General features: G+C 49.4%; 26 protein-coding genes. 19 read left to right on the top strand and 7 right to left on the bottom strand.

The window, feature by feature from the left end; translation table 11 throughout:
* Positions 1-10 precede the first annotated feature (10 nt).
* From F3F96_RS06430 to F3F96_RS12560, 7 genes are all read left to right on the top strand, one after another.
* Positions 11-862 carry an SCO family protein gene (locus tag F3F96_RS06430; protein WP_176962426.1) on the top strand — a complete coding sequence of 284 codons (852 nt, stop codon included), beginning with the start codon at positions 11-13 and terminating at the stop codon, positions 860-862.
* On the top strand, positions 852-1634 hold the full coding sequence (locus F3F96_RS06425) for a cytochrome c oxidase subunit II (RefSeq protein WP_176962425.1): 783 nt from the start codon (positions 852-854) through the stop codon (positions 1632-1634). The genes F3F96_RS06430 and F3F96_RS06425 overlap by 11 nt, the downstream gene beginning before the upstream one ends.
* Positions 1635-1660: 26 nt before the next feature.
* Positions 1661-3340 carry a cbb3-type cytochrome c oxidase subunit I gene (locus F3F96_RS06420; protein ID WP_176962424.1) on the top strand — a complete coding sequence of 560 codons (1680 nt, stop codon included), beginning with the start codon at positions 1661-1663 and terminating at the stop codon, positions 3338-3340.
* A gap of 116 nt (positions 3341-3456) precedes the next feature.
* Complete coding sequence (cyoE, locus tag F3F96_RS06415) at positions 3457-4347, top strand: heme o synthase (protein WP_176962423.1); 891 nt, start codon at positions 3457-3459, stop codon at positions 4345-4347.
* A 54-nt stretch (positions 4348-4401) separates the two neighbouring features.
* Entirely contained in the window at positions 4402-4980 is a 579-nt protein-coding gene (locus F3F96_RS06410; RefSeq protein ID WP_176962422.1) for an SCO family protein, read from the top strand.
* Positions 4981-5023: 43 nt separating this feature from the next.
* Positions 5024-5581, top strand: a complete 558-nt coding sequence (locus F3F96_RS06405; RefSeq protein ID WP_176962421.1) for a tetratricopeptide repeat protein — start codon at positions 5024-5026, stop codon at positions 5579-5581.
* A 41-nt stretch (positions 5582-5622) separates the two neighbouring features.
* Positions 5623-5745, top strand: coding sequence for a hypothetical protein (locus F3F96_RS12560; RefSeq protein ID WP_255461236.1), 123 nt, complete (start codon positions 5623-5625; stop codon positions 5743-5745).
* Between the two features lie 88 nt (positions 5746-5833).
* On the opposite strand, the gene F3F96_RS06400 is transcribed toward F3F96_RS12560, so the two are convergent.
* Positions 5834-6397, bottom strand: a complete 564-nt coding sequence (locus F3F96_RS06400) for a GyrI-like domain-containing protein (RefSeq protein WP_176962420.1) — start codon at positions 6395-6397, stop codon at positions 5834-5836.
* 160 nt (positions 6398-6557) lie between these two features.
* On the opposite strand from F3F96_RS06400, the gene F3F96_RS06395 reads away from it, so the two are divergent.
* The 3 genes from F3F96_RS06395 to F3F96_RS06385 all read left to right on the top strand — a co-directional run bounded on the left by F3F96_RS06395 (position 6558) and on the right by F3F96_RS06385 (position 9143).
* Positions 6558-7118 (top strand): hypothetical protein, encoded by a 561-nt coding sequence (locus F3F96_RS06395; RefSeq protein WP_176962419.1) that lies wholly within the window; start codon positions 6558-6560, stop codon positions 7116-7118.
* A gap of 63 nt (positions 7119-7181) precedes the next feature.
* Complete coding sequence (locus F3F96_RS06390) at positions 7182-8084, top strand: cyclic nucleotide-binding domain-containing protein (RefSeq protein ID WP_176962418.1); 903 nt, start codon at positions 7182-7184, stop codon at positions 8082-8084.
* 9 nt (positions 8085-8093) lie between these two features.
* On the top strand, positions 8094-9143 hold the full coding sequence (locus tag F3F96_RS06385; protein ID WP_176962417.1) for a PAS domain S-box protein: 1050 nt from the start codon (positions 8094-8096) through the stop codon (positions 9141-9143).
* 16 nt (positions 9144-9159) lie between these two features.
* On the opposite strand, the gene F3F96_RS06380 is transcribed toward F3F96_RS06385, so the two are convergent.
* Positions 9160-9747 (bottom strand): cytochrome b/b6 domain-containing protein, encoded by a 588-nt coding sequence (locus F3F96_RS06380; protein WP_176962416.1) that lies wholly within the window; start codon positions 9745-9747, stop codon positions 9160-9162.
* A gap of 153 nt (positions 9748-9900) precedes the next feature.
* Between F3F96_RS06380 and F3F96_RS06375 the strand changes: the two genes are divergently transcribed.
* From F3F96_RS06375 to F3F96_RS06355, 5 genes are all read left to right on the top strand, one after another.
* Positions 9901-11178, top strand: a complete 1278-nt coding sequence (locus tag F3F96_RS06375; protein ID WP_176962415.1) for a hypothetical protein — start codon at positions 9901-9903, stop codon at positions 11176-11178.
* A gap of 10 nt (positions 11179-11188) precedes the next feature.
* On the top strand, positions 11189-12460 hold the full coding sequence (locus F3F96_RS06370; RefSeq protein ID WP_176962414.1) for a hypothetical protein: 1272 nt from the start codon (positions 11189-11191) through the stop codon (positions 12458-12460).
* An 85-nt stretch (positions 12461-12545) separates the two neighbouring features.
* Positions 12546-13910 (top strand): cbb3-type cytochrome c oxidase subunit I, encoded by a 1365-nt coding sequence (locus F3F96_RS06365; protein WP_176962413.1) that lies wholly within the window; start codon positions 12546-12548, stop codon positions 13908-13910.
* A gap of 3 nt (positions 13911-13913) precedes the next feature.
* On the top strand, positions 13914-14954 hold the full coding sequence (locus F3F96_RS06360) for a COX15/CtaA family protein (protein ID WP_176962412.1): 1041 nt from the start codon (positions 13914-13916) through the stop codon (positions 14952-14954).
* A 10-nt stretch (positions 14955-14964) separates the two neighbouring features.
* Positions 14965-16323, top strand: coding sequence for an MFS transporter (locus F3F96_RS06355; RefSeq protein WP_206675285.1), 1359 nt, complete (start codon positions 14965-14967; stop codon positions 16321-16323).
* A 1-nt stretch (position 16324) separates the two neighbouring features.
* On the opposite strand, the gene F3F96_RS06350 is transcribed toward F3F96_RS06355, so the two are convergent.
* Both F3F96_RS06350 and F3F96_RS06345 read right to left on the bottom strand, forming a co-directional pair.
* Positions 16325-16717: a GNAT family N-acetyltransferase gene (locus tag F3F96_RS06350; protein ID WP_176962411.1), complete on the bottom strand. Its 393-nt coding sequence runs from the start codon at positions 16715-16717 to the stop codon at positions 16325-16327.
* Positions 16718-16779: 62 nt separating this feature from the next.
* Entirely contained in the window at positions 16780-17376 is a 597-nt protein-coding gene (locus F3F96_RS06345; RefSeq protein WP_176962410.1) for an SCO family protein, read from the bottom strand.
* A gap of 96 nt (positions 17377-17472) precedes the next feature.
* Here F3F96_RS06345 and F3F96_RS06340 point away from each other — a divergent pair, with 96 nt between their 5' ends.
* Positions 17473-17883: a hypothetical protein gene (locus tag F3F96_RS06340; RefSeq protein WP_176962409.1), complete on the top strand. Its 411-nt coding sequence runs from the start codon at positions 17473-17475 to the stop codon at positions 17881-17883.
* 7 nt (positions 17884-17890) lie between these two features.
* On the opposite strand, the gene F3F96_RS06335 is transcribed toward F3F96_RS06340, so the two are convergent.
* The 3 genes from F3F96_RS06335 to F3F96_RS06325 all read right to left on the bottom strand — a co-directional run bounded on the left by F3F96_RS06335 (position 17891) and on the right by F3F96_RS06325 (position 20660).
* Positions 17891-18280, bottom strand: a complete 390-nt coding sequence (locus tag F3F96_RS06335; protein WP_176962408.1) for a cytochrome c family protein — start codon at positions 18278-18280, stop codon at positions 17891-17893.
* A 74-nt stretch (positions 18281-18354) separates the two neighbouring features.
* The gene (gene yjgA, locus F3F96_RS06330) at positions 18355-18870 is read right to left on the bottom strand and encodes a ribosome biogenesis factor YjgA (protein WP_176962407.1); all 516 of its coding nucleotides are present in this window, start codon (positions 18868-18870) and stop codon (positions 18355-18357) included.
* A 197-nt stretch (positions 18871-19067) separates the two neighbouring features.
* On the bottom strand, positions 19068-20660 hold the full coding sequence (locus F3F96_RS06325) for a peptide chain release factor 3 (protein WP_176962406.1): 1593 nt from the start codon (positions 20658-20660) through the stop codon (positions 19068-19070).
* Positions 20661-20764: 104 nt separating this feature from the next.
* On the opposite strand from F3F96_RS06325, the gene F3F96_RS06320 reads away from it, so the two are divergent.
* The 3 genes from F3F96_RS06320 to F3F96_RS06310 are packed head-to-tail and all read left to right on the top strand — an operon-like array spanning position 20765 to position 23341.
* Positions 20765-21205: a hypothetical protein gene (locus F3F96_RS06320; RefSeq protein ID WP_176962405.1), complete on the top strand. Its 441-nt coding sequence runs from the start codon at positions 20765-20767 to the stop codon at positions 21203-21205.
* A gap of 10 nt (positions 21206-21215) precedes the next feature.
* Positions 21216-21920, top strand: coding sequence for a TVP38/TMEM64 family protein (locus F3F96_RS06315; protein WP_176962404.1), 705 nt, complete (start codon positions 21216-21218; stop codon positions 21918-21920).
* On the top strand, positions 21920-23341 hold the full coding sequence (locus F3F96_RS06310) for an NAD(P)/FAD-dependent oxidoreductase (protein ID WP_176962403.1): 1422 nt from the start codon (positions 21920-21922) through the stop codon (positions 23339-23341). The genes F3F96_RS06315 and F3F96_RS06310 overlap by 1 nt, the downstream gene beginning before the upstream one ends.
* Positions 23342-23354 lie beyond the last annotated feature (13 nt).

Raw genomic sequence — 23354 nt, 5'->3', positions numbered from 1 at the left:
CTCATACACAGTGAAATCATCATGGTTGAGCCTGCGCAAGCTGGCTGCGGCCATGGTGGTTTCTGCTGTTGCTTTGCTGGGGTTCGCAAATGGTGCATATGCCGCTTACGGTAATGTGACCAAAGATTCAGTGGTTGATCCAAGTATACTCAAGATCGAAGAGATCAAGTTCTTGGGTGAAAAAGTAGATTACGATTTTGTCCTCCAGGATAAGAGCGGAGCAGACTTTAAGCTTGGTTCGTTGATAGGTAAGCCGTTGATATTGGCATTTAGCTACTACACCTGTGATGGTGCCTGCTCAGTGATCAATAAAAACCTTGCTGAAACACTGAAGGGTGTAAACCGCTGGGAGATGGGTCAGGACTACAATGTACTGACAGTTTCATTCGACCATAACGATACACCTACAACGATTGCGAACTTCATGAAGGAGGCTGGGTTTGAAGGAAACCTTCCTGACGGGTGGAAAATCACCACCATGAGGGAGAAGGAAAACATCCTGAAACTTACGGGTTCCATGGGTTTTAATTTCTTCTGGTCTCCACGTGATGCCATGTTCCTGCATCCCAACGTATATATCATGCTGTCCCCGAAAGGGCGGGTAACTCGTTACCTGTATGGTGGCACGATTACGCCGTTGGATATGGAGCTGGCGATTACCAAGGCCATGGGTGAGAAAATTGCTGCAGCAAATGTAATCGATTTTGTTGTAGGAGCCTGTTACAGCTATAACTACAAAGATGGTAAATACACAGTCAACATCCCGCTTTTCGTCGCCGCTGGCGCACTGATCTTCGGGTTATCACTGATTGTTGGAAGTTTTTCGTATATGAAATTTAGGAGGGTAAAACATGAAATTTAAATCACTTATGCATAAAGTGATGGCGGCAATGCTTGCACTGCCTCTGATACCGTCACTGGCGCATGCATTCCAAGCTGCACCTGCGCATCGTGCTGACTACAACGGCTGGACTCCACACGAGCACTGGGACGCTGTTTGGCACGAGACCATGCTGGATATCACCGTTCTCGGTATTGTCTTTGCTGTTATTACTGTTGCGTTCATGGTTATGTACGTACGTAAAGGCCACGGCGAGCGCGGCAAACTGCCTACGCTTACCAACCAGGCTAAAATCGGCTGGGTTGTTCTCCCTTGTATGCTGTTTTTGGGCGACGATCTGTTCCTGTATGTGAAAGGTTTCGACCTGCACAACCACTACCGTGAAGTTCCTACCAACGCTGTTGAAGTGAAACTGACCGGTTCTATGTGGAACTGGAACTATGTAGATGTCAATGGCATCGACACTGACAACGAACTTGTAGTTAAACAGGGCACTCCTGTTGTAATGCGCATGGTTTCTGACGATGTGCTGCACTCTCACTACATGACTCGTTACCGTGTAACTGAGGATCTGATGCCTGGTCGTATTACCTGGCAGTGGTTCATGCCTGATCAGGTTGGCGAGTCTGTTGCGACCTGTCGTGAGTACTGCGGTACTATGCACTCTGGCATGTACGGTAAGATCATTGTGAAGTCTGCTGCTGATTATGATGCGTACGTTGCTGAGCAGACTGCATCTATTCCGTCTGTAACCGGCGTTGCAAAAGCTGCAACTGCTGCTGACCAGATTTAATTTAAAATAATAGAGGAGGAAAACTTATGAGTGGTTTTATGGGACATGAGCCGGACGGTAAGCCGGGTCAGCCAAAAACAGTAAAAGAATGGGTATTCACCCTTGACCATAAGGTCATCGGTGTATGGTACCTGATTGGTGCGATCGCATCTTTCGTTGTTGCAGGTCTTGCTGCAACTGCAATGCGTATCGAGCTGGGCTCCGTAGGTCCGGATATCACAGACAATGGTGATATCTACAACCTGTGGCTGACTATGCACGGTGCCGTAATGATTCTGGGCTTCCAGATTCCTGCCCTGCTGGGCTTCGTAGCTAACTGGGCTGTGCCTATTATGGTTGGCGGTAAAGATATGGCGTTCCCACGTGTGAATGCGATGTCTGTATGGCTGCTGTGGTCTGGTATCCTGCTTGCTCTGCTGAACCTGGTTATTCCAGATTCATACAACGGCATGTGGACTGGTTACCCGCCTTACTCACTGACTGACGCTGTAGGTAACACTGCACTCTACTCTTCAGTAGTAATCATCCTGGGTATGTCTTCTGTATTCGGTGCGGTTAACCTGGCTTGTACTGTTGCATTCATGCGTTGCAAAGGCATGGGCTGGTTCCAGATGCCTTTGACTGTATGGTGTGTATTCACTGCAAACGTTATTCAGCTGATCTTCGTACCAGTACTGGCTGCATCTGTACTGCTGCTCTCTCTGGACAAATACCTCGGCTTCGGATTCTACAATCCTGAAGTTGGTGGCGACGTGCTGCTGTATCAGAACCTCTTCTGGTTCTACTCACATCCAGCTGTATATGTAATTCTGCTGCCATTTATGGGTATTATGTTCGAGATCTTCGCTGTATCTGCACGCAACGACGTATTCAACTACAAAGCTACTGTATGGGCTGTTATCGCGTTCATTCCAGTATCTTCTGACGTTTGGGTGCATCACGCATACGTTGCAGGTCTGCCTGACTGGCTGCGTCTGCTGCAGACATTCACAACCCTGCTGATCTCTCTGCCATTCGGCCTGTTGATGCTGTCACTCACTGGTACTATGTACCGTGGCGCGATTCGCTACACTGGTCCTATGTGGTGGGCTGTTGGTGCTTTCTTCATGCTGATTATCGGCGCGTTGACTGGTATTCCAAATGCACTTTCTGCTATCGATTATGGTATCTCCGATTCCTACGTGATCATGTCTCACTTCCACTATGTGATGGCAGTATCCGGCGGTATGGCGATCTTCGCTGGCGTATTCTTCTGGTTCCCTAAACTGACCGGTCGTATGTGCAACAGCCTGATGACTAAGCTGACTGCTGCTGGTTTCTTCATCGGTATGAACATCGTGATGGGTCCACTCTACTTCGCTGGTATGGAAGGTATGCCACGTCGTTACATGGACTACCAGATGTACGCTGATAACGAGCTCATCGTAAGTGCTCAGCACTGGTCAACCATCGGTATCTACATCACTTTCGTATCAGCTCTGCTGATGATCGTTGTTTGGCTGCATGGTGCGATTGCTGGTGAGAAAGCTACCTCTGCGAACCCTTGGGGTTCTCAGTCTCTGGAATTCACAGCTACTGCTATCATTCCAGGTCAGGGTAACTTCCCAACACCTGTAATTTGTCCTGAAGGTTGGCATCCATACAACTTCATCGACAATCCTAAGCCTGAGTTTGAGCCACACCCTGGCACTTCCGGGCATCACTAAGTAGAAAGATGAATGGTGGCCCCCTTCGGGGGGTCACTTTTTTATCTGCTTAAACGCGGTAAGCGGGTCGCTAGCGGCTTGTTTATCAGGTTTAAACAAGGAGAGGGTTTATACCAATGAGTCAATCATTAGCTGAACAGCAGATTTCTACCCGTTCCGTTATTTCGGACTATGTCTCAATGTCTAAACCGGGCATTGTCGGCCTGACTCTTGTTGCTGCTTTGACCGGCATATACTTCGGTAATCATGGTGTTATGCCACACTGGCATCTGATCGGTTGGACCTTTCTGACGCTTGGTCTGGCAACTGCCGGCTCCTGCATGCTCAATAACCATTATGATCGCGACATTGATAAGTTGATGAAGCGCACCAGTAACCGCGCTCTTGCTGCCGGTGCTGTATCGGCAAACCGTGTGTTTATTGTGGCGATGCTACTGACCACTTCTTCACTGGCATTGATGGCCTGGACAGTAAACCCTCTTACTGCTGCTGTAACTGCAGTAGGTGTTATTGGTTATGTCGGTGTTTACACCATGTGGATGAAACGCAGGACTCCCTGGGCGAATCAGTTCGGTGGTATTGCCGGTGCTGTACCTCCGATGGTGGGTTATGCAGCTGTAACCAATGAGTTGGGTGCAGCTGGCTGGGTACTGTTTGCGATTATGGTGGTCTGGCAGCAGCCGCATGCGCTGGCTCTGGCACTGAAATATCGCGAGGAGTATGCGCGTGCCAATGTGCCGGTGATTCCGGTTGCCTGTGGTGTTTATGCCACCAAGCTCCGCATCCTTCTCTATACCATTGCACTGATTCCTGTGGCCATGACACCATGGTATTTTGATATTGCCGGTTCTATCTATCTTGCTGCATCTATTATGCTCAGCTCTATGTTCCTGTTTACGGCAGTTCGTTTCTACCGTTCAGAACGTGATAGTGATATGCGTGTGTTTGCATTCTCTATCATCTACCTGATTCTGCTTTTTGGAATCATGATCATCGACTCGATCTGAATTCAAGCTGTAAAACTTATCCCACTTTAATGTTGCTGTGCTAGTATTCGGCGCGTGGATATATCATTACTTTATAAAAAGCTAACACGCGTTGTTGCGGTTGCTCTACTACTGATTTCTGGATGTAGTTCAGAGCCACAATCCGATGCTAAAGATTTCACCCTGCAATCGATCAATGGCCCCGTATCGCTCTCTGACTTTAAAGGTAAAGCCGTGCTGCTGTTTTTTGGTTATACGCACTGCCCTGATATCTGCCCTGCGACAATGAATAACGTGGCCAATGCACTGCGTAGCCTTAAAGAAGAGGCTGCTCAGGTTAAAGTGTTGTTTGTTACTGTTGATCCTGAGCGTGATAGTGCAGAACACCTTGCGAAATATGTTGCCTTCTTTCACCCCAATATCACTGGCCTTACCGGTTCACCAGAAGAGATTAAGCGTACAGCTGGCGGATATGATGCAGAGTTCTTCAAACAGGTGACTGAGGGTAGCAAGGGTTACGAGATGATCCATACCAGTATGCTTTTCTTGATTAACAGTGAAGGTAAAATTCTTGATATAATGAGTCATCATACTGAACCTGATGATATTGCTATTGCACTGCGTAAGTGGCTTAATTCTGCCTCAATCAAATGAATCTGTCTGTTGCATTTAGTTCGTCGCTTCCAATGGAGAAATGATGTTTAAAAAAATTGCACTCATGCTTGTCTGTTTTGCCCTGATCTCATGTGGTTCCGATGCCCCTGTTGTACCTGTTGCACCACAAGTGACAGGTGTGAATGACCCCGGTGAGGCGATTGCAGACCAAGGGCTTGTTCTTGCCAGCCAAGGTGAACATGGCGCTGCTGCTGCGCTTTTTCAGCAGGCAGCTGAACAGGGTAACAGACCTGCACAGTATCTGCTGGGGCTCTATTATGCGCGCGGTGAGGGCGTAACACAGGATTTCGACAAGGCATTTCAGTTGTTGGAAAAAGCCTCTTTAGGTGGCCATCCCAAGGCGATGTATCATCTTGGTGAGATGTATGTGCATGGCGATGGCACACCTGTTGACCATGTTAAAGCGATGGCATGGTTCTGGACCGCGACTACACTTGGTGAGCGATTTGCTGAAACACGTCTGAAGACTGTGGCACCCCGCCTGACGGCTGTTGAAATTGGCGATGCTAAAGTTTTGTCTAAAGAGTTAATGCAAAAGGTGCCGCAGGATCTGAAGCTTAAACGCGTCAGCCTTCACTGATAGACAGTTTTATACCAACATATAATAGAGGAGATTAGAAAATGAACGACCTGAACAGAGAAGAGAAGGCCAAAGAGAAGAAGAAGATTTTAGCTGGCCTTGGGCTGACTGCTATCGTATTTGGCTGGTTTCTCTACTACCTGATTTCTCATATCCCAGGCTAATTATTACTGACGCATCGGAATCTAAATAGATCTAATGCGTTACTGTTTGTTCTAGGATTAACGCTTTAGTGAAAAGAGTTTGATCTGATCAGTACTGCTTCTTCTGGATAGGCAGCTGATACTCTACCTTGCCTTCCGGGTGATAGATCTCAAAGGCTGGCAGCATCAGCTGGTAGCCGTTGGCCCGAGCCCAGTCGCGCATGCCTGTATAAGCTTTATGGGAACCAAGCAGCGTGCCACCCTCAAATGTGGCTACGACCACTTCGCGTGACGGGATGCTCATCTGCTCAAGAGGGGCAGCAATATAGTCGTTGCGCTGGACCAGATAACCGATTTTGCTCTGGCGGTCCGCCTCCTGTACGGCTGAGACACTATCCATAAACATTGCACATGGCGTAACAGCTTGAATATCGGACTCTTTTAGCTGTTTGGCGACCTCTTCCAGAATGGGGTCGATGTTGGTGTAGGGACCTTTATGGCTGATATAGGCAAAATGGTACTCTTGGGTAACCGAGCGATAGACCTCAGGATCCTTAAATGCACCCAGATAGAGCATGACAGAAGCGCCACCACCCAGAGTAAGTACGAGGCCGATGAGTACCAGAATGAGCATTTTTTGAGATACTGGTGGTTTGTTCTTGGTTTCTGCCATCGTTAATCACATCCTGTTGTTGAGTATGGGTTAATCGCTGTAGGATCGCGCATGTTATTTTGATTAAGTTGATCGGTAAAGCATGATCAGCTTATTCTTTTTATCTTTCTTCTGTTACATAGTAGTTTGCAGCCAATATCGAAAAAGGATCTGACCTGAAATGAGTGAAACAACTGTGAAAAAAGGGCTTAACTATAAACTGCTTCTGGTAACCATTGTTTTTGCCGTAGCAATCGTTGTACCTGTTTATCTGAATATGAAGAACAGTCAGCCGGATATTATCGTCACCAAAGAGAAGATTACCCGCGCAGATCTGGTTGGTTTTCAGGAGAAGGTGAAGCAGATGGTGAATAGCTACACTGTACGTGTAGAGAATGAACTGCCTGTAGTGCATCCGCCGGCTGGCTCCGATATCTATCTGCTGGCCAAGAATTATGATTGGGGCAAATACACGCTGGAGCTGGAGAAGGGGGTAACCTACCGCCTGCATCTGGCCACACTGGATATGAAGCACGCCATTATTGTGCGCGAACTGAGGCTGCAGAACAGGATTAAGGTTGGTGAATTCAAGACGATTGAATTCGCTCCGATCAAGGCGGGGCGCTTTGATGTTATATGCGGTGAGTTTTGTGGCTCGGGTCATGCAGGTATGGTCGGATCAATCATTGTGACCGATACCACAGTTGCAACGCCTGCTCAGGGTGTAGCTTCGCCGCAATGAGCTGCAGCCAGGTTTATGAACATCTAAGCGCTGGCTGAAAAATGGAAGTGTAGTGGTGCTATAATGGATCTTCTCTCCAAAGAACATATCTCCGGTGTCTCCAGGCATGACCGGCTGTTTATTCTCAAGCTGGTGGGAGGCGGTATCTTTACCGCATTCGGCGCCTATAAGCTCGGATTTAATATTGAACTCTCTTTTGCTTCGCTGGTTTTTGTTCCGGCTATCGGCATGTTTTTTACCTATCTTAAACAGGAAGCGGACTCCAATATCCTGCGTTGGCTGAGTATCTTCGTATTCGCCGCACTATTTGGCATACTGGTCAACTCCTACTACCTCGCCATCGCTATTTTTCTGTTGATGGATGGGGCAACCCATCACAAATCGATCACCCGCTGTGATGATGCCAAATGGATGCGCATTGTGCATGCTGAAACATCGATGAATGAGTTAAGTAGCCTGATTACAGGCCACTCTCTGTTCCAGTCACTTCCTGTTGAAACGCGCCATAGCCTGGCTGATCAATCTACTGTGATGGAGGTTGAACCCGGAGCTGCCCTGATTAAAAAGGGTGAGTTTAACTACTACCTGTTTCTGCTCGCCAAGGGTGAAGCTACGGTTGTTCGTGATGGTGAAACGATTACAACACTGCGTTCCGGAGATATTTTCGGTGAGGTCTCTGCCGTTGGTCTGAGTCTTCCGGTCGCCGATGTCATTGCCAAAAATATGGTGCTTGCCTTTGCGATACCTGTGGATGCGCTCTGGGGAGCAGTCTCTTCCAATCCACAGTTTGCCGTGGAACTGCGTGAACTGGGCATGAGCGTGGTGGATATTGAGCAGGCCAGAGCTGCGGAAGAGAGCGGTGATGATGATAATCAGATGTTTGATGAGGGCGAGAGGGTCGATATTGAAGAGCTGTTCAGTGATCAGGGTCTGCCTGACGATAGCAGCGATAAGAAAGCGGTCTAGGGAGCTCTGATGCATTCACTTTTTTCAACCTGGACTAAACTGAGTAAACATGCCGGAGCCATGCTGATGGCCCCTTCGATGCTGGCCATTGCAGTGATTGCATTCTCCTTCTTTTCATGGAACCGACAGACGGTTGAAGAGGTGCCGCTTCTCGATCTTGCTATGGAGATCAGGGTTGATCTCGAACATGCCAATCTACTCCTTTTTCAGATTGATAAGGGGCTTAAAGATCTGCACACCGTGCAGCGGGATCAGGAAGAGCTTGAGACAGCTCATGACCGTGTTATCGAGTTTGTCGATGGCTATTTTGCTTCCATGCTGAAATTAAAATCGAATGTGAGCAGCCTGCAGAAGGGAACCACAACGATGGGTTCAGTCACGCTGAGCAATGTTGAAGTTGAGCAGATCAGTGATGAAGAGCTGATCAGTAGCATTGAGCTACTGGCAACGATGGTTGAGCATCTGGATTCGCATCTGCAGCCGGAGCTGGCGGGTGACGGCTACCAGTCATTCAGCTATTCGATGGTTGATGGAGAACTTTTTGCTGAAGCGATGAGATCGGCAGCGGTTTGTGATGAGCGGGTGCATGCACTGCTTCAGGAGCGCCTTGTCGTCCAGCACAGGCTGTTTTTACTTCTACTTATCGCCTTCACCCTGCTTGCCGGTTACCTCTTCTTCAAATGGCGAAAGCTTAATCGTGATCAGGAGAACTGTCTGGCCGATATCTATCTCACCTCGCAGGCCAGCGAACAGAGCAGTGAGCCGCTACTGATTCTCAGTGCTGAAGGGGTGATTGAATATGCCAATCCCGCCTATGTTGAGCAGAGCGGATTCGATTCCAGTGATGTGGTTGGCAAACATCTCTCAGAGATTGCTGCAGAGGCGTCTTCTGGCTGGGTTGATGATGTCATCAAAAGCATTGCGGATAATAACCCCTGGCAGGGTGAGGTAGAGACGATGAACCGACAGGGTGAGGCTTACGGCAGCCTTATTATGGCATCACCACTGCTTGATCGAACCCTTTCACCTGCATTTTTTATGCTCCGCCAGCGACTCTGATGCGAAAGGGGGGCGTTTAACTGTCCCCGTTTTTTGTAAACATGTTCTGCAATACGCGGTGTCCTTTGATCTGATGCAGCGTAGCCATTAGCAGGTGGCCCACAATAAACAGCCAGAGCATGATACCCAACACCTCATGAATCTCTCTGATGGCGCGAATGGCCGGTGGCATACTGCCGTCATGTTTGATGCCGAGATAGATGATTACACCGGTCATGCCCAATGCTGTTGCCAGCAGTAGCCCCAAGCCGTGCACTGTGCCTGCAATCAAGTGAGCCTGATCAGGAGAAGGGAGCTTGCCCTTAAGCCAGCCGGGTATGTCGCGCTTGGCTTCTATGAGTAGAGACGCACGCAGATCCTTCTCCAGCCATGGGAAGAGGCGATTGCGATGCTCCACTTTGTCCATAACCAGCATAAGATAGGCGAGGCAGATGATCACTACGAAGAAGCCGATGACCCAGTGGATCGAAAAGAGGAAGAGCGCGAAGTGATCAGCTGCCTCCCCCGGTTTGGGTACCTGCATGAACAACTCGGTTGCAAGTTGGCTGAGCACTGTCAGTAGCAGAAGGATGTGCAGGATGCGTATACTTTTTTCATATCTCATGGGCGCTATGGTTGCATAAACCAGCCGCACGGGAAATCTTAAGCATCATACGCTTTCCACCTCAATTGATTTGATTCTTGGCAATAAGTATAATCTTCTGTTCCACCGTACCGGATTTCGGGAGGATAAGATCGACTGAGGGAGGTTTTATCGATGAAGCTGAAGTGGCATTTGAGAACTTTTTTATACCCAATCCTTCTTTCAGGGCTGCTTTTCATACCTGTCTCTGCACAATCTGCTGAAGGCGATATTGAACCGGGCAATCAGGAAGTCATTGCTGAAGTGGAGCGCCAGACCGGACTCGGTTTTGATGTGTTGGACAGATTGCTGAAAGAGAGTCCGGACCTGTTTGGCAATATCAAGGACACCATCACCGCCGTTAAACTCGTTGATATGCTGTTTAGTGCTCAGGATGCTGAAGTGCTGACCGAGTTGATTACCCGTGAAATGGATGCATATGTGGACAAATTTGTCGGTAAGATACTGCCCGGCTCCATGACCTCGTTTTTCGGGGCGGTGAAACTCTACAAGGACGCCCTGGAAGCCATCCGGGACTACATCTTCATCCCATCAATGGAAGCAGCCATCTATGATCGATTCAAAACCGCCCGAGGTGGTGCACTCGATTTCCGCTATGCCTCGCCCGATGAGGCCTTTGATGAGGCTACGGCCAGAGGTAAATATTTTCCGGCCAAACAGAAAATGCATGACGAGCTGGTCAAAGCCAAAGGGTACGATCCCAAACATATAGGTAAGAAACTCGAAGATGCCCTGTGGAAACAGATTGATGCTTTTTGGGTGCAGCGACTGGAGACGCAATATCAGCAGGAACTGTTCAAGCAGGAAAAAGAGCAGATCATCCATGATGCATGGGCCAAAATGGGGCCTGAACTGAAAGCGATCAAAGCTGCTGCCGGCAAGAGCAATGATATTGCAAACTTCTTTCTGCATGTGCCAGATGACCTGCCGAAGGGGTGGTGGTTCTCTCCTACAGGGAGCTGGACCAGCACGGCGGCTGCACGCATGAACCCTAAGAGCACTGTCTGGAAACAGTTCTTTTTCATTAGCAGGGATTCAGGTTTTGTGAAACAGGGCGACACGAGTATTTATTGGAAAGACCCCAAAGAGCCAAAACGGAAGATTTCAATGGTTAAGCTGGATATCCGAATCAGTCCAACGCCAGATGAAGCTCGTGAGAAAAAATCCATGCAATACAGCGTGGAGAAATCCGGTTTTCAGTTCATGAGTGAGAACAACATGGCAGTGATTAAATCAGATGGCAGGGGTAAGAATCGAACAATATTTATCCGATTCTACAGGAAGGGTTTCCATGTGAGTATGGACTTGTCGGGTAAAATCAACACCAACTCCTCTCCCAGCGAAGATATGGCAAAACACTTTGCCCGTATTGTGGCAGCCAAAATCAACTAAGGAGTTCGAGATGAAAAACAGTCGCCTGAGTATTTATTCAGCATCACTATTATTGGCCTCAGGGATGTTTCTAGCTCCCGTGCCATCGGTTGCGGATAATCTGAATGTTGAAGCGACCAATCAGGAACTTGTCGATGAAGTTGCCAGCCGAACCGGACTCACGACCGATATTATAGGTGGCCTATTGGAGGAGAAACTAGCGCTCTTTGATACTGTGAAGGATACACTCACAGCGATTAAAATAGTGGATCTTCTATTTCATGCCCAAGATTCAGAAGCACTGGCAGAAGTGTATGACTGGCAAGTTGGAAAGCTGGTGGATAAATTCATGGAAAAAACCTATCCCGCTTCATTTGTCTTTTTTGTATCTTCAGTAAAACTCTATCAAGTTTCATTAGAGGCCATACGTGATATTATCTTTATCCCATCCATGGAGTCTGCGATTTATGAGCGATTCAAACATCATCGCGGTGGCAGATACGATTACAGTACCGCCTCGCCGGATGAGGCATTCACACTGGCCACAGCAAGCGGCAAATATTATCCGATTAAAACGAAGATGTATTATGAACTGGTCAAAGCCAAAGGGTATAATCCTGAACACATAGGCAAGAAACTTGAAGCCAGTCTTTGGAAAGAGATTGATGACTTCTGGATCAAACGGTTTGAATCGAGTTATCAGAAAGACCTGCTGGCACGCGATAGTGAACAGATTATTAAGGGTGCATGGGAGAAAGTTGCTTCTGACCTGAAGATGATTGCGGCTGCTGCAGGCAAAAGTAAGGATGTAAAATCATTTTTCGTGAGAGTCCCGGATCAACTTCCAAAAGGGTGGTGGCATCTGCCAGAGAAGAATTCGAGACATATACCGATACAAACTCAACCTGATGGGAAGATATGGACTCAATCGATACGAGTTAGCAGAGATCAAGGTTTTGTTTTGCAGAAGAATGTTTGGCGAGACCCGAAGGATTCTAAGCGCAGGATTTCACGCTCTAACCTCTATGTGCGAATAAGTCCGAGAGACGAAATGAACATAAGAAGAATAATGGCCGATTCAGTGAGGAGTCAGGGTTATAGCTATTTGACTGAAGGAAAGCGGGCGATAATCAAGAAAGAGGAAAATGATCGAGCCCACAAAGTTCGAATCAGGTTTTATAGACACGGATTTGATGTGATAATTTCTTTGGAAGGTTTAAAAGACAAAAACTCATCTCCCAGCGAAGCTCTGGCTAAATATTTTGCGCGTGCTGTAGCGGCAAATATGGATGAGGTGAATTAGAGGGTTATCGTCTAGCTATAAATCTGCTGCGCCAAATGGGAGGCAGTGCTAAACTGCCGGCCCAACGAAAACCACAGGATTATCCATGACGACAAAGTTCTCTCTTCCCATTACCGAATCACCACAGAGCAAGCTGGCTGTAGGCTGGCTCTATGTTGCAGTTGGATTTTTACTGGCATCAGGCATCTATCCACTGCTGCTGGCACTGGCCAGGACCACCTATGAGATGCCCTGGAAAGATTTCTTCTACACCGCTCTGGTACTGCATGTTGATTTCACTGTGTTGTGGTGGCTGATTGCCATTGCCGGTGTCTTCTGGACGCTCAATACCGGTGGCAGGCAGGTGATGACAGGCTGGCTATCGCTGTTTCTGGTGGTCTTCGGTGGCGTTGTGATTGGGATCTCTCCATTAACCGGTGATGCCAATCCACTGACCAACAACTATGTTCCTATGCTTGAAAATCGCATGTTTATCAAAGGGTTGATTGTCTTTGGTGGGGGTGTGTTGCTACTCGTGCTGCGCTCGATGTGGGCACTGAAGTGTCAGGAGTCACGCGAGAATAGTGGTGAGGGGGCGATTCGCTTTGGCACGCTGACAGCGGCGCTTGCCACATTGATCGCGATGATCGCACTGATCTGGACCTTTATCGATACACCTGTTGCCAGTGGTCGCTCCTACTATGAGAGCCTCTACTGGGCCGGTGGCCATATTCTGCAGTTTGCCCATACCGCACTGATCTGTGTTGCATGGCTCTGGATTGCTCAGGCCTCCGGCCTTGAGGTGAAAGCCAAACCGCTCTATCTGATGGCAGCCTTTGCCATTGGTGTTGCTCCGGTATTGATGATGCCATGGCCTTTCCTTGCCTATGATGTTGGTGGCCCTGAATTTATGGGTTGGTATGTCTGGTTGATGCGTGATGGTAACGGTGTTGCGCCACTGCTGATTGGTCTGCCAGTGGTCTGGGCCCTACTAACCCAGCCTGCTGCGGATAAGGCTTCACGTCATCTCTATACTGCACTGATCTTTTCGATCACTCTGTTTGCCATGGGTGGTGTACTTGGTCTGTTTATCGGTGAGAGCAGTACCTTAATCACAGCCCATTACCACGGTTCGATTGTAGCTGTAACCATGGCCTTTATGGCGATGACCTACTACTGGTTGCCGCAATTCGGTTTTGCCACGCCAAATCTGAAGTGGGCGCGTATTCAGGTCTACACCTATGCTGTGGGTCAGATTATGCATATCGTCGGTCTCGCCTGGGGCGGTGGTCATGGTATGAAACGTAAGGTGGTTGGTACTACACAGGATATCGGTTTGCAGAGTATGATCACACCACAGGATCTGGTTGGTCTTGGCGGTGTGATTGCCGTACTCTCCGGCCTGCTGTTTGCCTTTGTGGTGTTGCCTGTGATGCTGAAAGGTCGCAATAAACTGGTTAACGGAGTCTAAGTGATGAGTCATACCGATCAGGTTCAATACGACAGGCAGATCGCCTACTGGTTACTTTTCGTCTGCGCTGCCATTTTTATTATGCTGGTGATTGGCGGAGCAACACGTTTGACCCACTCAGGGCTTTCGATGATGACATGGGATCCGCTGATGGGCTGGATTCCACCTTTGAGTGAAGCGGCATGGCTGGAGTCATTCAAACACTACAAGCAGATTCCTGAATTCTATGAGCTGAACCCGAATATGGATTTGGAAGGGTATAAAGGCATCTTTATGCTTGAGTATATCCATCGTGTATGGGGCCGCCTGATCGGTATCTTCTTCCTGCTGCCGTTCCTCTATTTCCTGATTGCCGGCAAGATCAGCAAACCTTTGCGTCCGCAGCTGGTGATTATGTTCGCACTCGGTGGCATGCAGGGTGTGCTGGGCTGGTACATGGTAAGCAGTGGTTTTGATCAGGCCCATGTCAGCCAGTATCGACTGACTGCCCATCTGATGGCGGCCTTCGCGATCTTTGCCTATATTCTCTGGGTAGCGGCGGGTCTTCTCTTTCCCAAGCGTGAACCTTCGCTCTATGACGTTAAACCGCTGTTTAAGGCTGTAGCCATAGTCACACTGCTGATTGCCGTTACTATCGCTGCAGGCGGCTTTGTAGCGGGTCTGAAGGCTGGTTTTGCCTACAACACCTTCCCGTTGATGGGTGGCAACTTTATTCCAGAGGGTTATGGCATGTTGCAGCCGTATTACCTGAACTGGTTCGAGAATATTGCAGCGGTTCAGTTTAATCATCGTCTTCTGGCTGAAACGGTACTGCTGCTGGTGATTGGTCTGTTCCTCTACTCGAGAAGGTTTGAGCTGGTTGGTGCGGCCAAAATGGGCATGCATCTGATGCTGGGCATGGTTGTGATCCAGTTCTGCCTTGGTGTTGCCACGCTTCTCTCGGTAGTAAACCTGCATCTTGGCGTTGCACATCAGGGTGGTGCGATGGTGCTCTTTGCCTTCTCGCTGTTTACCCTGCGCATGCTTCAATCCACTGAAAAATAGGAATTAACGTTTGAACCCATTCGAGCGGCGCAGCGTCTTCTCGCTGGCGGGCATCTATGGCCTGCGTATGCTGGGCCTGTTCATGATTCTGCCGGTCTTCTCGCTCTATGCCGAAGGTTTAGGAGGGGTAACCCCGATGCTGATCGGTCTGGCACTCGGTGTGTACGGCTTGACCATGGCGATCTTCCAGATCCCTTTCGGTATGTTATCGGATCGATTCGGCCGCAAGCCGATCATCACCCTTGGCCTGCTGCTGTTTGCCATCGGTAGTGTGGTCGCCGCGATGTCCGACTCGATCTGGGGCGTGATTATCGGGCGTGCTATTCAGGGCTCAGGCGCGATTGCCGCCGCCATGATGGCACTGATGGCTGATCTGACCCGGGAGGAGGAGCGCACCAAAGCGATGGCGATTATGGGTGTCTCTATCGGCATGTCGTTCACACTGGCATTGATGGTTGGCCCGCTACTCAACAGTGCCATCGGTGTTGATGGTATCTTCTGGATGACTGCGGTGTTGGCAGCAGCCGGTATCGCTATTCTCTATCTGCTGGTTCCGGAACCCGAACATCTCAATTTTCACCGTGAGGTGGAGACTGTTCCCGCCCAGCTCAAACAGATATTTTTCGATGCGCAGCTGTTCAGGCTGGATGTCGGTATTTTGATTCAACACGGTATTATGATGGCGATGTTTACCGCACTTCCCTTTGTGCTCAGGGATAAACTGGGTCTGCCGACAGATGAACACGCCTGGTTCTACCTGCCTGTGTTGATGATTTCGGTGCTCGGCATGGCACCGCTGGTGATGCTTGCTGAGAAGCGGCAGAAGATGAAACAGGTATTTCTTGGTTCAATTCTGCTGATGGTGGTTGCCGAGGTGATGCTGGGAACCGATCAGCGTTCACTGATTGCTGTGGGTTTCGGTCTGCTGCTCTTCTTCACGGCATTTAATGTGCTGGAGGCGAGCCTGCCTTCGCTGATCTCACGTATGGCGCCTGTAGAGAGCAAGGGTACCGCCATGGGTGTCTATTCAACTTCCCAGTTCCTCGGCGCCTTTATCGGTGGGGCAGGGGGCGGCTGGCTCTCCGGTGAGTTCGGCATGCAGGCTGTCTTTTACGCCTGTGCCATTGCAGCACTCGGCTGGCTATTGCTAGCACTGGGTATGAAAGTGCCTGCTTATCTCTCATCCTTCATGGTTCACGTCGAAGTGCGCGATCAAGCAGCCGCAGAACAGCTTGCCGAGATGATCAAACAGCTTGCTGGCGTTCACGAAGTAAAGGTGATCATGGAAGATGGCGTGGCTTATCTTAAAGTTGATAAAAAGACGTTTGATCAGAAGAAAGTTTCAGAGTTGCTCGCAGAGATGTGCTGAATCAGTGCTGCTGGATCTCTTTTTTCATATAGACTCGCATATCATCCCGTTCGATCTCATTCCATCCAAGATGGCGGTAGAGAGCGACGTTTTCAGTTAACAGAACATGTGTCGCCAGATGTAAATTGGAGCAGTTCTTCTCTTTCGCCTGCCTTTCAGCAAACGTCATAAGTCCGCCGCCAACACCCTGGCCCTGAAATGAAGGGTGAACCGCAATATTAGCTATCGATGCGGTTTCGTTTTCAAATACCATAATAAGACCACCGACTACTTTATTGTCGGACTCAGCAATCCAAACCGGGAATTCGCTTATTTCGTTCGCGTAATCCACATCCATAGGAGGCAGTCGCTGGCCTCCCATGCGCTCCTGATAAGTGGCGTATGCCAGTTCCATGCAGCGCTGAAGCGGAGCTGCATCTCGCGCTTCAGCTTTTCTTATATGCCATGTTTGATTGTCTACTCGGCCCACTTGATCCAGGCGCGCAGGGAGGCAACAATCTTCTCCGGTGGGTCCTGATGGCTGGCCAGTTCTCCCAGTTTGCCATCCGGGCGCATCACGTAGAGATAGGTGCCGTGGTTCATGGTGTAGTTGCCCTTGGCATTGGGTTTGTTCTTCTCTTTGGGAACCATAAAGGCTTTGGCAGCAGCGGTGATCTCTGCTTCGTTACCGGTCAGGCCTATGATATCGGGATGAAAATATTTGCTGTATTTACTCACCATTTCGGGCGTATCGCGATCATGATCGAGAGAGATAAACACAGCACGCACCAGTTTCTGTTCATCTTCATCCAGCATCTTCAGGGCTTTGCCGAAATTAATCAGGGTGGCAGGGCAGATATCCGGGCAGTGGGTATAACCGAAAAAGATGATACTGACTTTGCCGGCCAGATCGGAGAAGGAGACGCTGCCTTCAGCATTATGCAGTGTGAATGCAGCTTTGAACTGCGGGTATTTGGTTTCCGGCATCTTGTTCAGATTATAGACGCCAAAGCCAATCATGCCGATAGCCAGAACCAGAACAATAATTGGGAACATACCGATTTTGCTGTTCATATGATGGGTTTCTCCGTGAAAAGGTGTAGAAGTAGCCTCTGCTGAAGACGAAGCATACCATCTGCACAGAGGTAATACAGGAGGTAAGATGACTATATGAACGATTATCTCCTCTCTCTGATCTTCTATCTGGTGCCGGCCAATATCATTGCCATCACTATTATCATGCTCGGCCATCGCAAAGATGTGCGTTTTCACTTTATCGAATACCTGTTTATCTACCTGCCGTGGGTTGGTTTTATTGCACTGACGCTGGTGATCTTCGGCAGTTTGGATGCAGTACCATCGATGCCGGTGATCAAGGTTTTCCTGTTGATACTACAATCAATCGGCTCAGGTGTGATGGGTGGTGCGATACTGATGCCAAGGCTGGTGATGAGAGATTCAGAGATGAACCCCATCGCCATCACAGCCATCAGTGGCGTACTGATTACGGTGCTTTATGTTAAATTCAGGATGATGCTGTTTATTATGATCGAAGGCCTTTCGGCAGCGACAGGATTATGAGCAGGCCCTATAGCGTTTTCATGTACTCAATGATCTGAGCGCGTTTCTCCGCATCTTTGATGCCGGGAATCTTCATGCGAGTTTCAGGATGTACGCCTGTCGGACTCTCAATCCATGCATCCAGTGACACCTCATTCCATACCTCAACAGGTATACCTCTGGTTTTCGGAGCCTGTCCATAGATGCCCTGCAGTGAAGGGCCAACCTTACGTACGTTTTTATCCAGATAGTGGCAGGAGCCGCACTCCCTGCGTGTGATATCAGCACCGGGAAGGGATGCATTGGCGAGGTTCTGCATGGTTTTTCCAACGATGTCATTACTGTTGCCGCCATCACCACAGGCGCTCAGACCTGCTGCAAGAAAAATCGATAGTGCCGAAATAACAACGCGTTTCATGATGAACCTCTCAGAACTTGGGGTGGGATTTATACTACCACAATCCGCACAAAAAAATGAAGATGGATAAGTGGTTAGTGGCAGATCACATCGCGCAGCAGTTTGAACAGGGCGCGTGATGATTTCGGGGGTTTGTTCTGCAACAGCTCTTTGTTGGCATTGCGAACCAGCTGTCTGATCTGGCTGACATCAGCCTGAGGATAGGTAGCCATAAACTCAGTTACTGCATCCTGCCCATCGGCGATCAGGCGATCACGCCAGCGTTCGGTGCGGTGGAAGTTTTTATCCTGCTCTTCCTTCTTAGCATCCAGTTCTGAAATGGTCTCAATAAAGGAGTCTGTGTCATCCTGGCTCTGACGCAGCAACTTCACGATAAACTTGAACTGCCGTTTTTCAGCGCCATGTTTCATCTTCTGCACACTGATCAGAGCATTGAACAGCTCTTTAGGCAGGTCCATCTTCTCCAGTGCTGCTGGCTCAAGTCTGGCGAGGCTTCTGGCCAGATCGTGCAGTTCTGAGATCTCCCGCTTCTGCTGGGTTCTGTTGACGCGTTCAACGCCCTGAAATTCTTCACTCTCTGTATCATACATGCGGCAAGTGTAGCGAGCCTTCCCCAAGCTGTCTTATGCGATTTTTTAGACACTGATTTACGCAGATGCCCCAGGGCACTCTCTCTTGCGCAAGCGCAATTCACCTTGTGGACACAGATAAAGATCAGTGAATGATACCTACTGTTTTCAAAGTTGTTCTATCTGCGAATATCTGCGTTCATCAGTGTCTAGTTTATTTATATATGTTCACGGGTTTTGTGGAAGGTGATATCAGGCCACTGCTCTTCGGTGTAGCTGAGCTTCCAGGCGCTTGGTGCCAGATAGGCAAGAAAACCATCGGCATCCTCTGCCAGGGCTGAGTCAAACAGGCGAGTGAATTCAGCCAGTTTCTTCTCATCTTCGCAGGTGACCCAGCGGGCAATCTGAAAATCGGTGCCCACATAATCAGCATCAACCTTATATTCCGCATTCAGTCGAGCCACGGTTACATCGAACTGCAGTACACCAACAGCGCCAAGGATGTAATCACCGCCAAGATGGGTTTTGAAAACCTGTACCGCACCCTCTTCGGAGAGCTGAATCAGCCCTTTATGCAGCTGCTTACGTTTCATCGGGTCGATCAATCGCACGCGACGGAACATTTCAGGGGCGAAGTTCGGAATGCCGGTGAATTTCAGCTCCTCCTTGGTGGTGAAGGTGTCGCCGATCTTAATTGTGCCGTGATTGTGGATGCCGATGATGTCACCGGCATAGGCCTCTTCGACGTGGGCGCGATCCTGAGCCATAAAGATGGTGGCATTAGGGATCTTCACATCTTTACCAATACGGTGATGACGTACGCTCATGCCTTTTTTGAACTTGCCGGAGCAGATACGGAAAAATGCGATGCGGTCGCGATGGGCCGGATCCATATTTGCCTGAATCTTGAAACAGAAGCCGGAGAAGGCCTCCTCTTCAGGGTTTACGGTGCGTTGTATCGCGTCACGAGGACTAGGGTGGGGCGCGAATTCGCAAAAGGCATCCAGCAGCTCTTTAACGCCGAAGTTGTTGACGGCGGAGCCGAAGAAGACCGGAGACTGGCTACCGGTAAGGAAGTGTTCGAGATCAAACGGGTCGGCGGCCCCTTCAAGCAGTTCAATGCTTTCGCGCAACTCATCGGCTTGATGGCCGAGCAGTTCATCCAGCTTGGGATCGTTCAGGTCTTCGATATGAACTCTCTTGATATCAGCGGTTTCAGAGCCAGCTTTGAAGAGGTTGAGCTCCTTCTTATAGAGATTGTAAACGCCCTTGAATGATTTACCCATACCAATGGGCCAGGTCATCGGGGCACACTCGATCTGCAGCTTCTCCTCAATGTCGGTGAGCAGATCAAGTGGTTCCAGTCCTTCGCGGTCAAGTTTGTTGATAAAGGTGACGATAGGGGTGTTACGCATGCGGCACACCTCCATCAGCTTCTCGGTTTGTGGCTCTACACCTTTACCAGAATCGATCACCATCATGGCAGAATCGACAGCGGTGAGAACGCGATAGGTATCTTCGGAGAAGTCCTGATGGCCCGGTGTATCAAGCAGGTTAATCTCAAAGTCACGTTTATCGATCTTATAATTGAACTTCATCACCGATGAGGCGACCGAGATACCGCGCTCCTGCTCGATCTTCATCCAGTCCGATGTGGCGTGCCTGCTGGCTTTGCGCGCTTTTACCGCACCGGCCATCTGAATCGCACCACCGAACATCAGCAGCTTCTCAGTCAGCGTGGTTTTACCCGCATCCGGATGCGAAATAATACCAAAGGTGCGACGTTTCTCGATTTCAGACTGCAAACTCATGTGCTTCTCTCCTGCAAAGGCGCGCAGTGTACATAAGCAAAGGATGATTGTGGACTGTGTAATAAATACCGAGATGAAACGACTCAAGGCGCATGGAGATCAAAATGAAACAGATATTGAGTACGATTACCCTTTTCCTGCTGTTGCAGGTTACCCATGCGCAGGCAGCCGAGGTGGTTACCCTGACTCAGACAGCCTGCCAGATCATTGAGGCAGAAGCAGATATGCAGCACTATAAGGCAGACAGAGCCGATGCGTGTGAAGCAGTGAATGAGAAAACCGGCGAGTTGCGACTGCAGAAGGCAACTGCACTGCGTCTGAAAGCCGGTGATTATATATTCCGGGTAAGCAACAAAGATGTTCCCTACGCCTTGGGTTTCTGGCTGCGTGGTGTCGGCCTCTCCAGATATACACTGCCTTCGGTATCCGGGGGCGGTTTGCATACAGGAGATACAAAGGATTATAGAGTGAGACTTGAAGCGGGTGAATATCGCTACTCTTGCCCTCTGAACCCAACACCTGATTATGTGCTGTTTGTAGATTGATGGAGTGAAAATGATTAAACGTCTTATCCCGCTGCTGTTGCTGGCCTCTGTTCTGGTTCTGTTTTTCCTCTTTGATCTGGGTCGTCACCTCAGTTTTGAAGCTTTAGCCGAGCATCGCTCCCAGTTGTTGCATTGGGTATCTGCATATCCTGTTGTAACACCGCTGACTTATATCGTTGTCTATATCACTGTTGTGGCCTTTTCACTGCCCGGAGGTCTGGTGATGACGGTGACAGGCGGATTTCTCTTCGGTGCGATAGCCGGAGGCCTGTATACAGTGATAGGAGCAACGGTTGGGGCTGTGTTGCTGTTTCTTCTCGCCAAGACATCTGTCGGCGATTACCTGCTCTCCAAAGCGGGTGATGGTGTGAAAAAGATGCAGGCAGGTTTTGCTGATAATGCGTTGAGTTATATGTTTGTTTTGCGACTGGTTCCCATCTTTCCCTTTTTCCTGGTCAATCTTGTGCCTGCCTTTCTTGGCGTGCCGCTCAGGGTTTATCTGATTGCCACCTTTTTCGGCATTATGCCGGCAACCTTTGTCTTTTCACTGGCAGGTTCCGGACTCGGCAGCGTTCTGGAACGTGGTGAGGGAATTACGATGCAGGGGGTGATGACACCGGAGATTATTGGAGCTCTGTTTGGATTGGCGCTATTGAGCCTGATCCCGGTGATTTATAAGCGTTTACGTAAACCGGCAGATGGAGAGGTAGAGTAATGGAGACAATTCATGTTGATATTTGCGTTATCGGAGCTGGTTCAGGCGGCTTGAGTGTGGCCGCTGGAGCATCTCAGATGGGAGCCAGGGTAGCGCTCATAGAAAAATCCGAGATGGGTGGCGACTGCCTGAATACAGGCTGCGTGCCTTCCAAGGCGCTGCTTGCAGCGGCGCATGTCGCACACACATGCCGTGAATCGGGGCAGTTTGGTATCCAGAGCGCAGAACCGCTGGTCGACTGGTCAGCAGTGAACAGGCATGTGCATCAGGTGATTGCGTCGATTGCACCCAATGATTCTCAGGAGCGCTTTGAGGGTTTAGGTGTAACCGTGATTCGTGCCGCTGCAAGTTTCAGGGATAGAGATACCGTCATAGCGGGTGATCAGTTGATCCGGGCGAAATATTTTGTGCTGGCTACCGGTTCATCACCCTTTGTGCCGCCGATTGAAGGCTTGGACCGGGTGCCATATTTTACCAATGAGAATATTTTCTCTAATAGCGAGCCGGTACAACATCTGATTGTTATTGGCGGTGGCCCTATCGGTATTGAGATGGCTCAGGCACACAGGCGACTCGGTGCCAAGGTGACTGTGATGGAGATGGCTCGCCTGCTGATGAAAGATGACCCGGAACTGACGAAGATCGTTATTCAAAGGCTGCAGCAGGAGGGGCTTGAATTTCATGAGGGAGGCAGGGACCTCCGGCTGGAGAAAACCGGTGACGGGAAAATCGCAGCATATTGCAACACCGATGCCGGAGCGCAGTGCGCTACCGGTTCTCATCTGCTGATTGCCACAGGACGACGTGCCAATGTGAACGGTCTGAATCTTGAAGCTGCAGGCATAACATATTCACCGCACGGTGTTGATGTTGATGCCCGTTTGCGCACCAGTAACAGGAAGGTGTTTGCCATTGGTGATGTGGCAGGACCCTACCAGTTTACCCATATGGCAGCCTATCAGGCAGGTATTGTGATTCGTAACATGCTCTTCAAGTTACCGGCAAAAGTAGACTACAGTGCAGTTCCCTGGGTCACCTACACTGATCCTGAACTTGCCCATGTTGGTCTCTCTGAAGCTGATGCACTTAAGGCGGAAAAAGAGGTGCGTGTGCTGCGCTGGAGCTTTGCAGAAAATGACCGTGCCCAGGCGGAGAAACGAACCGAAGGTCTGATCAAGGTGATTACCACCCCGAAAGGATTAATCCTTGGCGCAAGCATCGTTGGCCTGCATGCAGGCGAATTGATCCAGCCATGGATTCTGGCGATCACTCAAAAAATGAAGATCGGCGCTATGGCCTCAATGATTGCACCCTACCCGACACTTGCCGAAGCCAACAAACGCATCGCCGGCAGCTTTTACACCGAAAAACTCTTCTCCTCTGCGACCCGAAGGGTGGTCAGACTACTATTAAAAATATGACGCTTCACTTAAA

Source organism: Mariprofundus sp. NF (assembly GCF_013387455.1).
In the GTDB taxonomy this organism is placed as follows: domain Bacteria; phylum Pseudomonadota; class Zetaproteobacteria; order Mariprofundales; family Mariprofundaceae; genus Mariprofundus.
This window is presented reverse-complemented; position numbering and strand designations above follow the sequence as displayed.

Excerpts from the sequence above, each read along its gene's own strand:
- F3F96_RS06320 (WP_176962405.1), top strand. The coding sequence starts at position 20,765 with ATGAAACAGATATTGAGTACGATTACCCTTTTCCTGCTGTTGCAGGTT.
- F3F96_RS06335 (WP_176962408.1), bottom strand. The coding sequence starts at position 18,280 with ATGAAACGCGTTGTTATTTCGGCACTATCGATTTTTCTTGCAGCAGGT.
- F3F96_RS06310 (WP_176962403.1), top strand. The coding sequence starts at position 21,920 with ATGGAGACAATTCATGTTGATATTTGCGTTATCGGAGCTGGTTCAGGC.
- F3F96_RS06390 (WP_176962418.1), top strand. The coding sequence starts at position 7,182 with ATGGATCTTCTCTCCAAAGAACATATCTCCGGTGTCTCCAGGCATGAC.
- F3F96_RS06395 (WP_176962419.1), top strand. The coding sequence starts at position 6,558 with ATGAGTGAAACAACTGTGAAAAAAGGGCTTAACTATAAACTGCTTCTG.
- F3F96_RS06345 (WP_176962410.1), bottom strand. The coding sequence starts at position 17,376 with ATGAACAGCAAAATCGGTATGTTCCCAATTATTGTTCTGGTTCTGGCT.
- F3F96_RS06365 (WP_176962413.1), top strand. The coding sequence starts at position 12,546 with ATGACGACAAAGTTCTCTCTTCCCATTACCGAATCACCACAGAGCAAG.
- cyoE (WP_176962423.1), top strand. The coding sequence starts at position 3,457 with ATGAGTCAATCATTAGCTGAACAGCAGATTTCTACCCGTTCCGTTATT.
- F3F96_RS06340 (WP_176962409.1), top strand. The coding sequence starts at position 17,473 with ATGAACGATTATCTCCTCTCTCTGATCTTCTATCTGGTGCCGGCCAAT.
- F3F96_RS06385 (WP_176962417.1), top strand. The coding sequence starts at position 8,094 with ATGCATTCACTTTTTTCAACCTGGACTAAACTGAGTAAACATGCCGGA.
- F3F96_RS06325 (WP_176962406.1), bottom strand. The coding sequence starts at position 20,660 with ATGAGTTTGCAGTCTGAAATCGAGAAACGTCGCACCTTTGGTATTATT.
- F3F96_RS06360 (WP_176962412.1), top strand. The coding sequence starts at position 13,914 with ATGAGTCATACCGATCAGGTTCAATACGACAGGCAGATCGCCTACTGG.
- F3F96_RS06370 (WP_176962414.1), top strand. The coding sequence starts at position 11,189 with ATGAAAAACAGTCGCCTGAGTATTTATTCAGCATCACTATTATTGGCC.
- F3F96_RS06405 (WP_176962421.1), top strand. The coding sequence starts at position 5,024 with ATGTTTAAAAAAATTGCACTCATGCTTGTCTGTTTTGCCCTGATCTCA.
- F3F96_RS06420 (WP_176962424.1), top strand. The coding sequence starts at position 1,661 with ATGAGTGGTTTTATGGGACATGAGCCGGACGGTAAGCCGGGTCAGCCA.
- F3F96_RS06350 (WP_176962411.1), bottom strand. The coding sequence starts at position 16,717 with ATGGAACTGGCATACGCCACTTATCAGGAGCGCATGGGAGGCCAGCGA.
- F3F96_RS06375 (WP_176962415.1), top strand. The coding sequence starts at position 9,901 with ATGAAGCTGAAGTGGCATTTGAGAACTTTTTTATACCCAATCCTTCTT.
- F3F96_RS06425 (WP_176962425.1), top strand. The coding sequence starts at position 852 with ATGAAATTTAAATCACTTATGCATAAAGTGATGGCGGCAATGCTTGCA.
- F3F96_RS06380 (WP_176962416.1), bottom strand. The coding sequence starts at position 9,747 with ATGAGATATGAAAAAAGTATACGCATCCTGCACATCCTTCTGCTACTG.
- yjgA (WP_176962407.1), bottom strand. The coding sequence starts at position 18,870 with ATGTATGATACAGAGAGTGAAGAATTTCAGGGCGTTGAACGCGTCAAC.
- F3F96_RS12560 (WP_255461236.1), top strand. The coding sequence starts at position 5,623 with ATGAACGACCTGAACAGAGAAGAGAAGGCCAAAGAGAAGAAGAAGATT.
- F3F96_RS06315 (WP_176962404.1), top strand. The coding sequence starts at position 21,216 with ATGATTAAACGTCTTATCCCGCTGCTGTTGCTGGCCTCTGTTCTGGTT.
- F3F96_RS06400 (WP_176962420.1), bottom strand. The coding sequence starts at position 6,397 with ATGGCAGAAACCAAGAACAAACCACCAGTATCTCAAAAAATGCTCATT.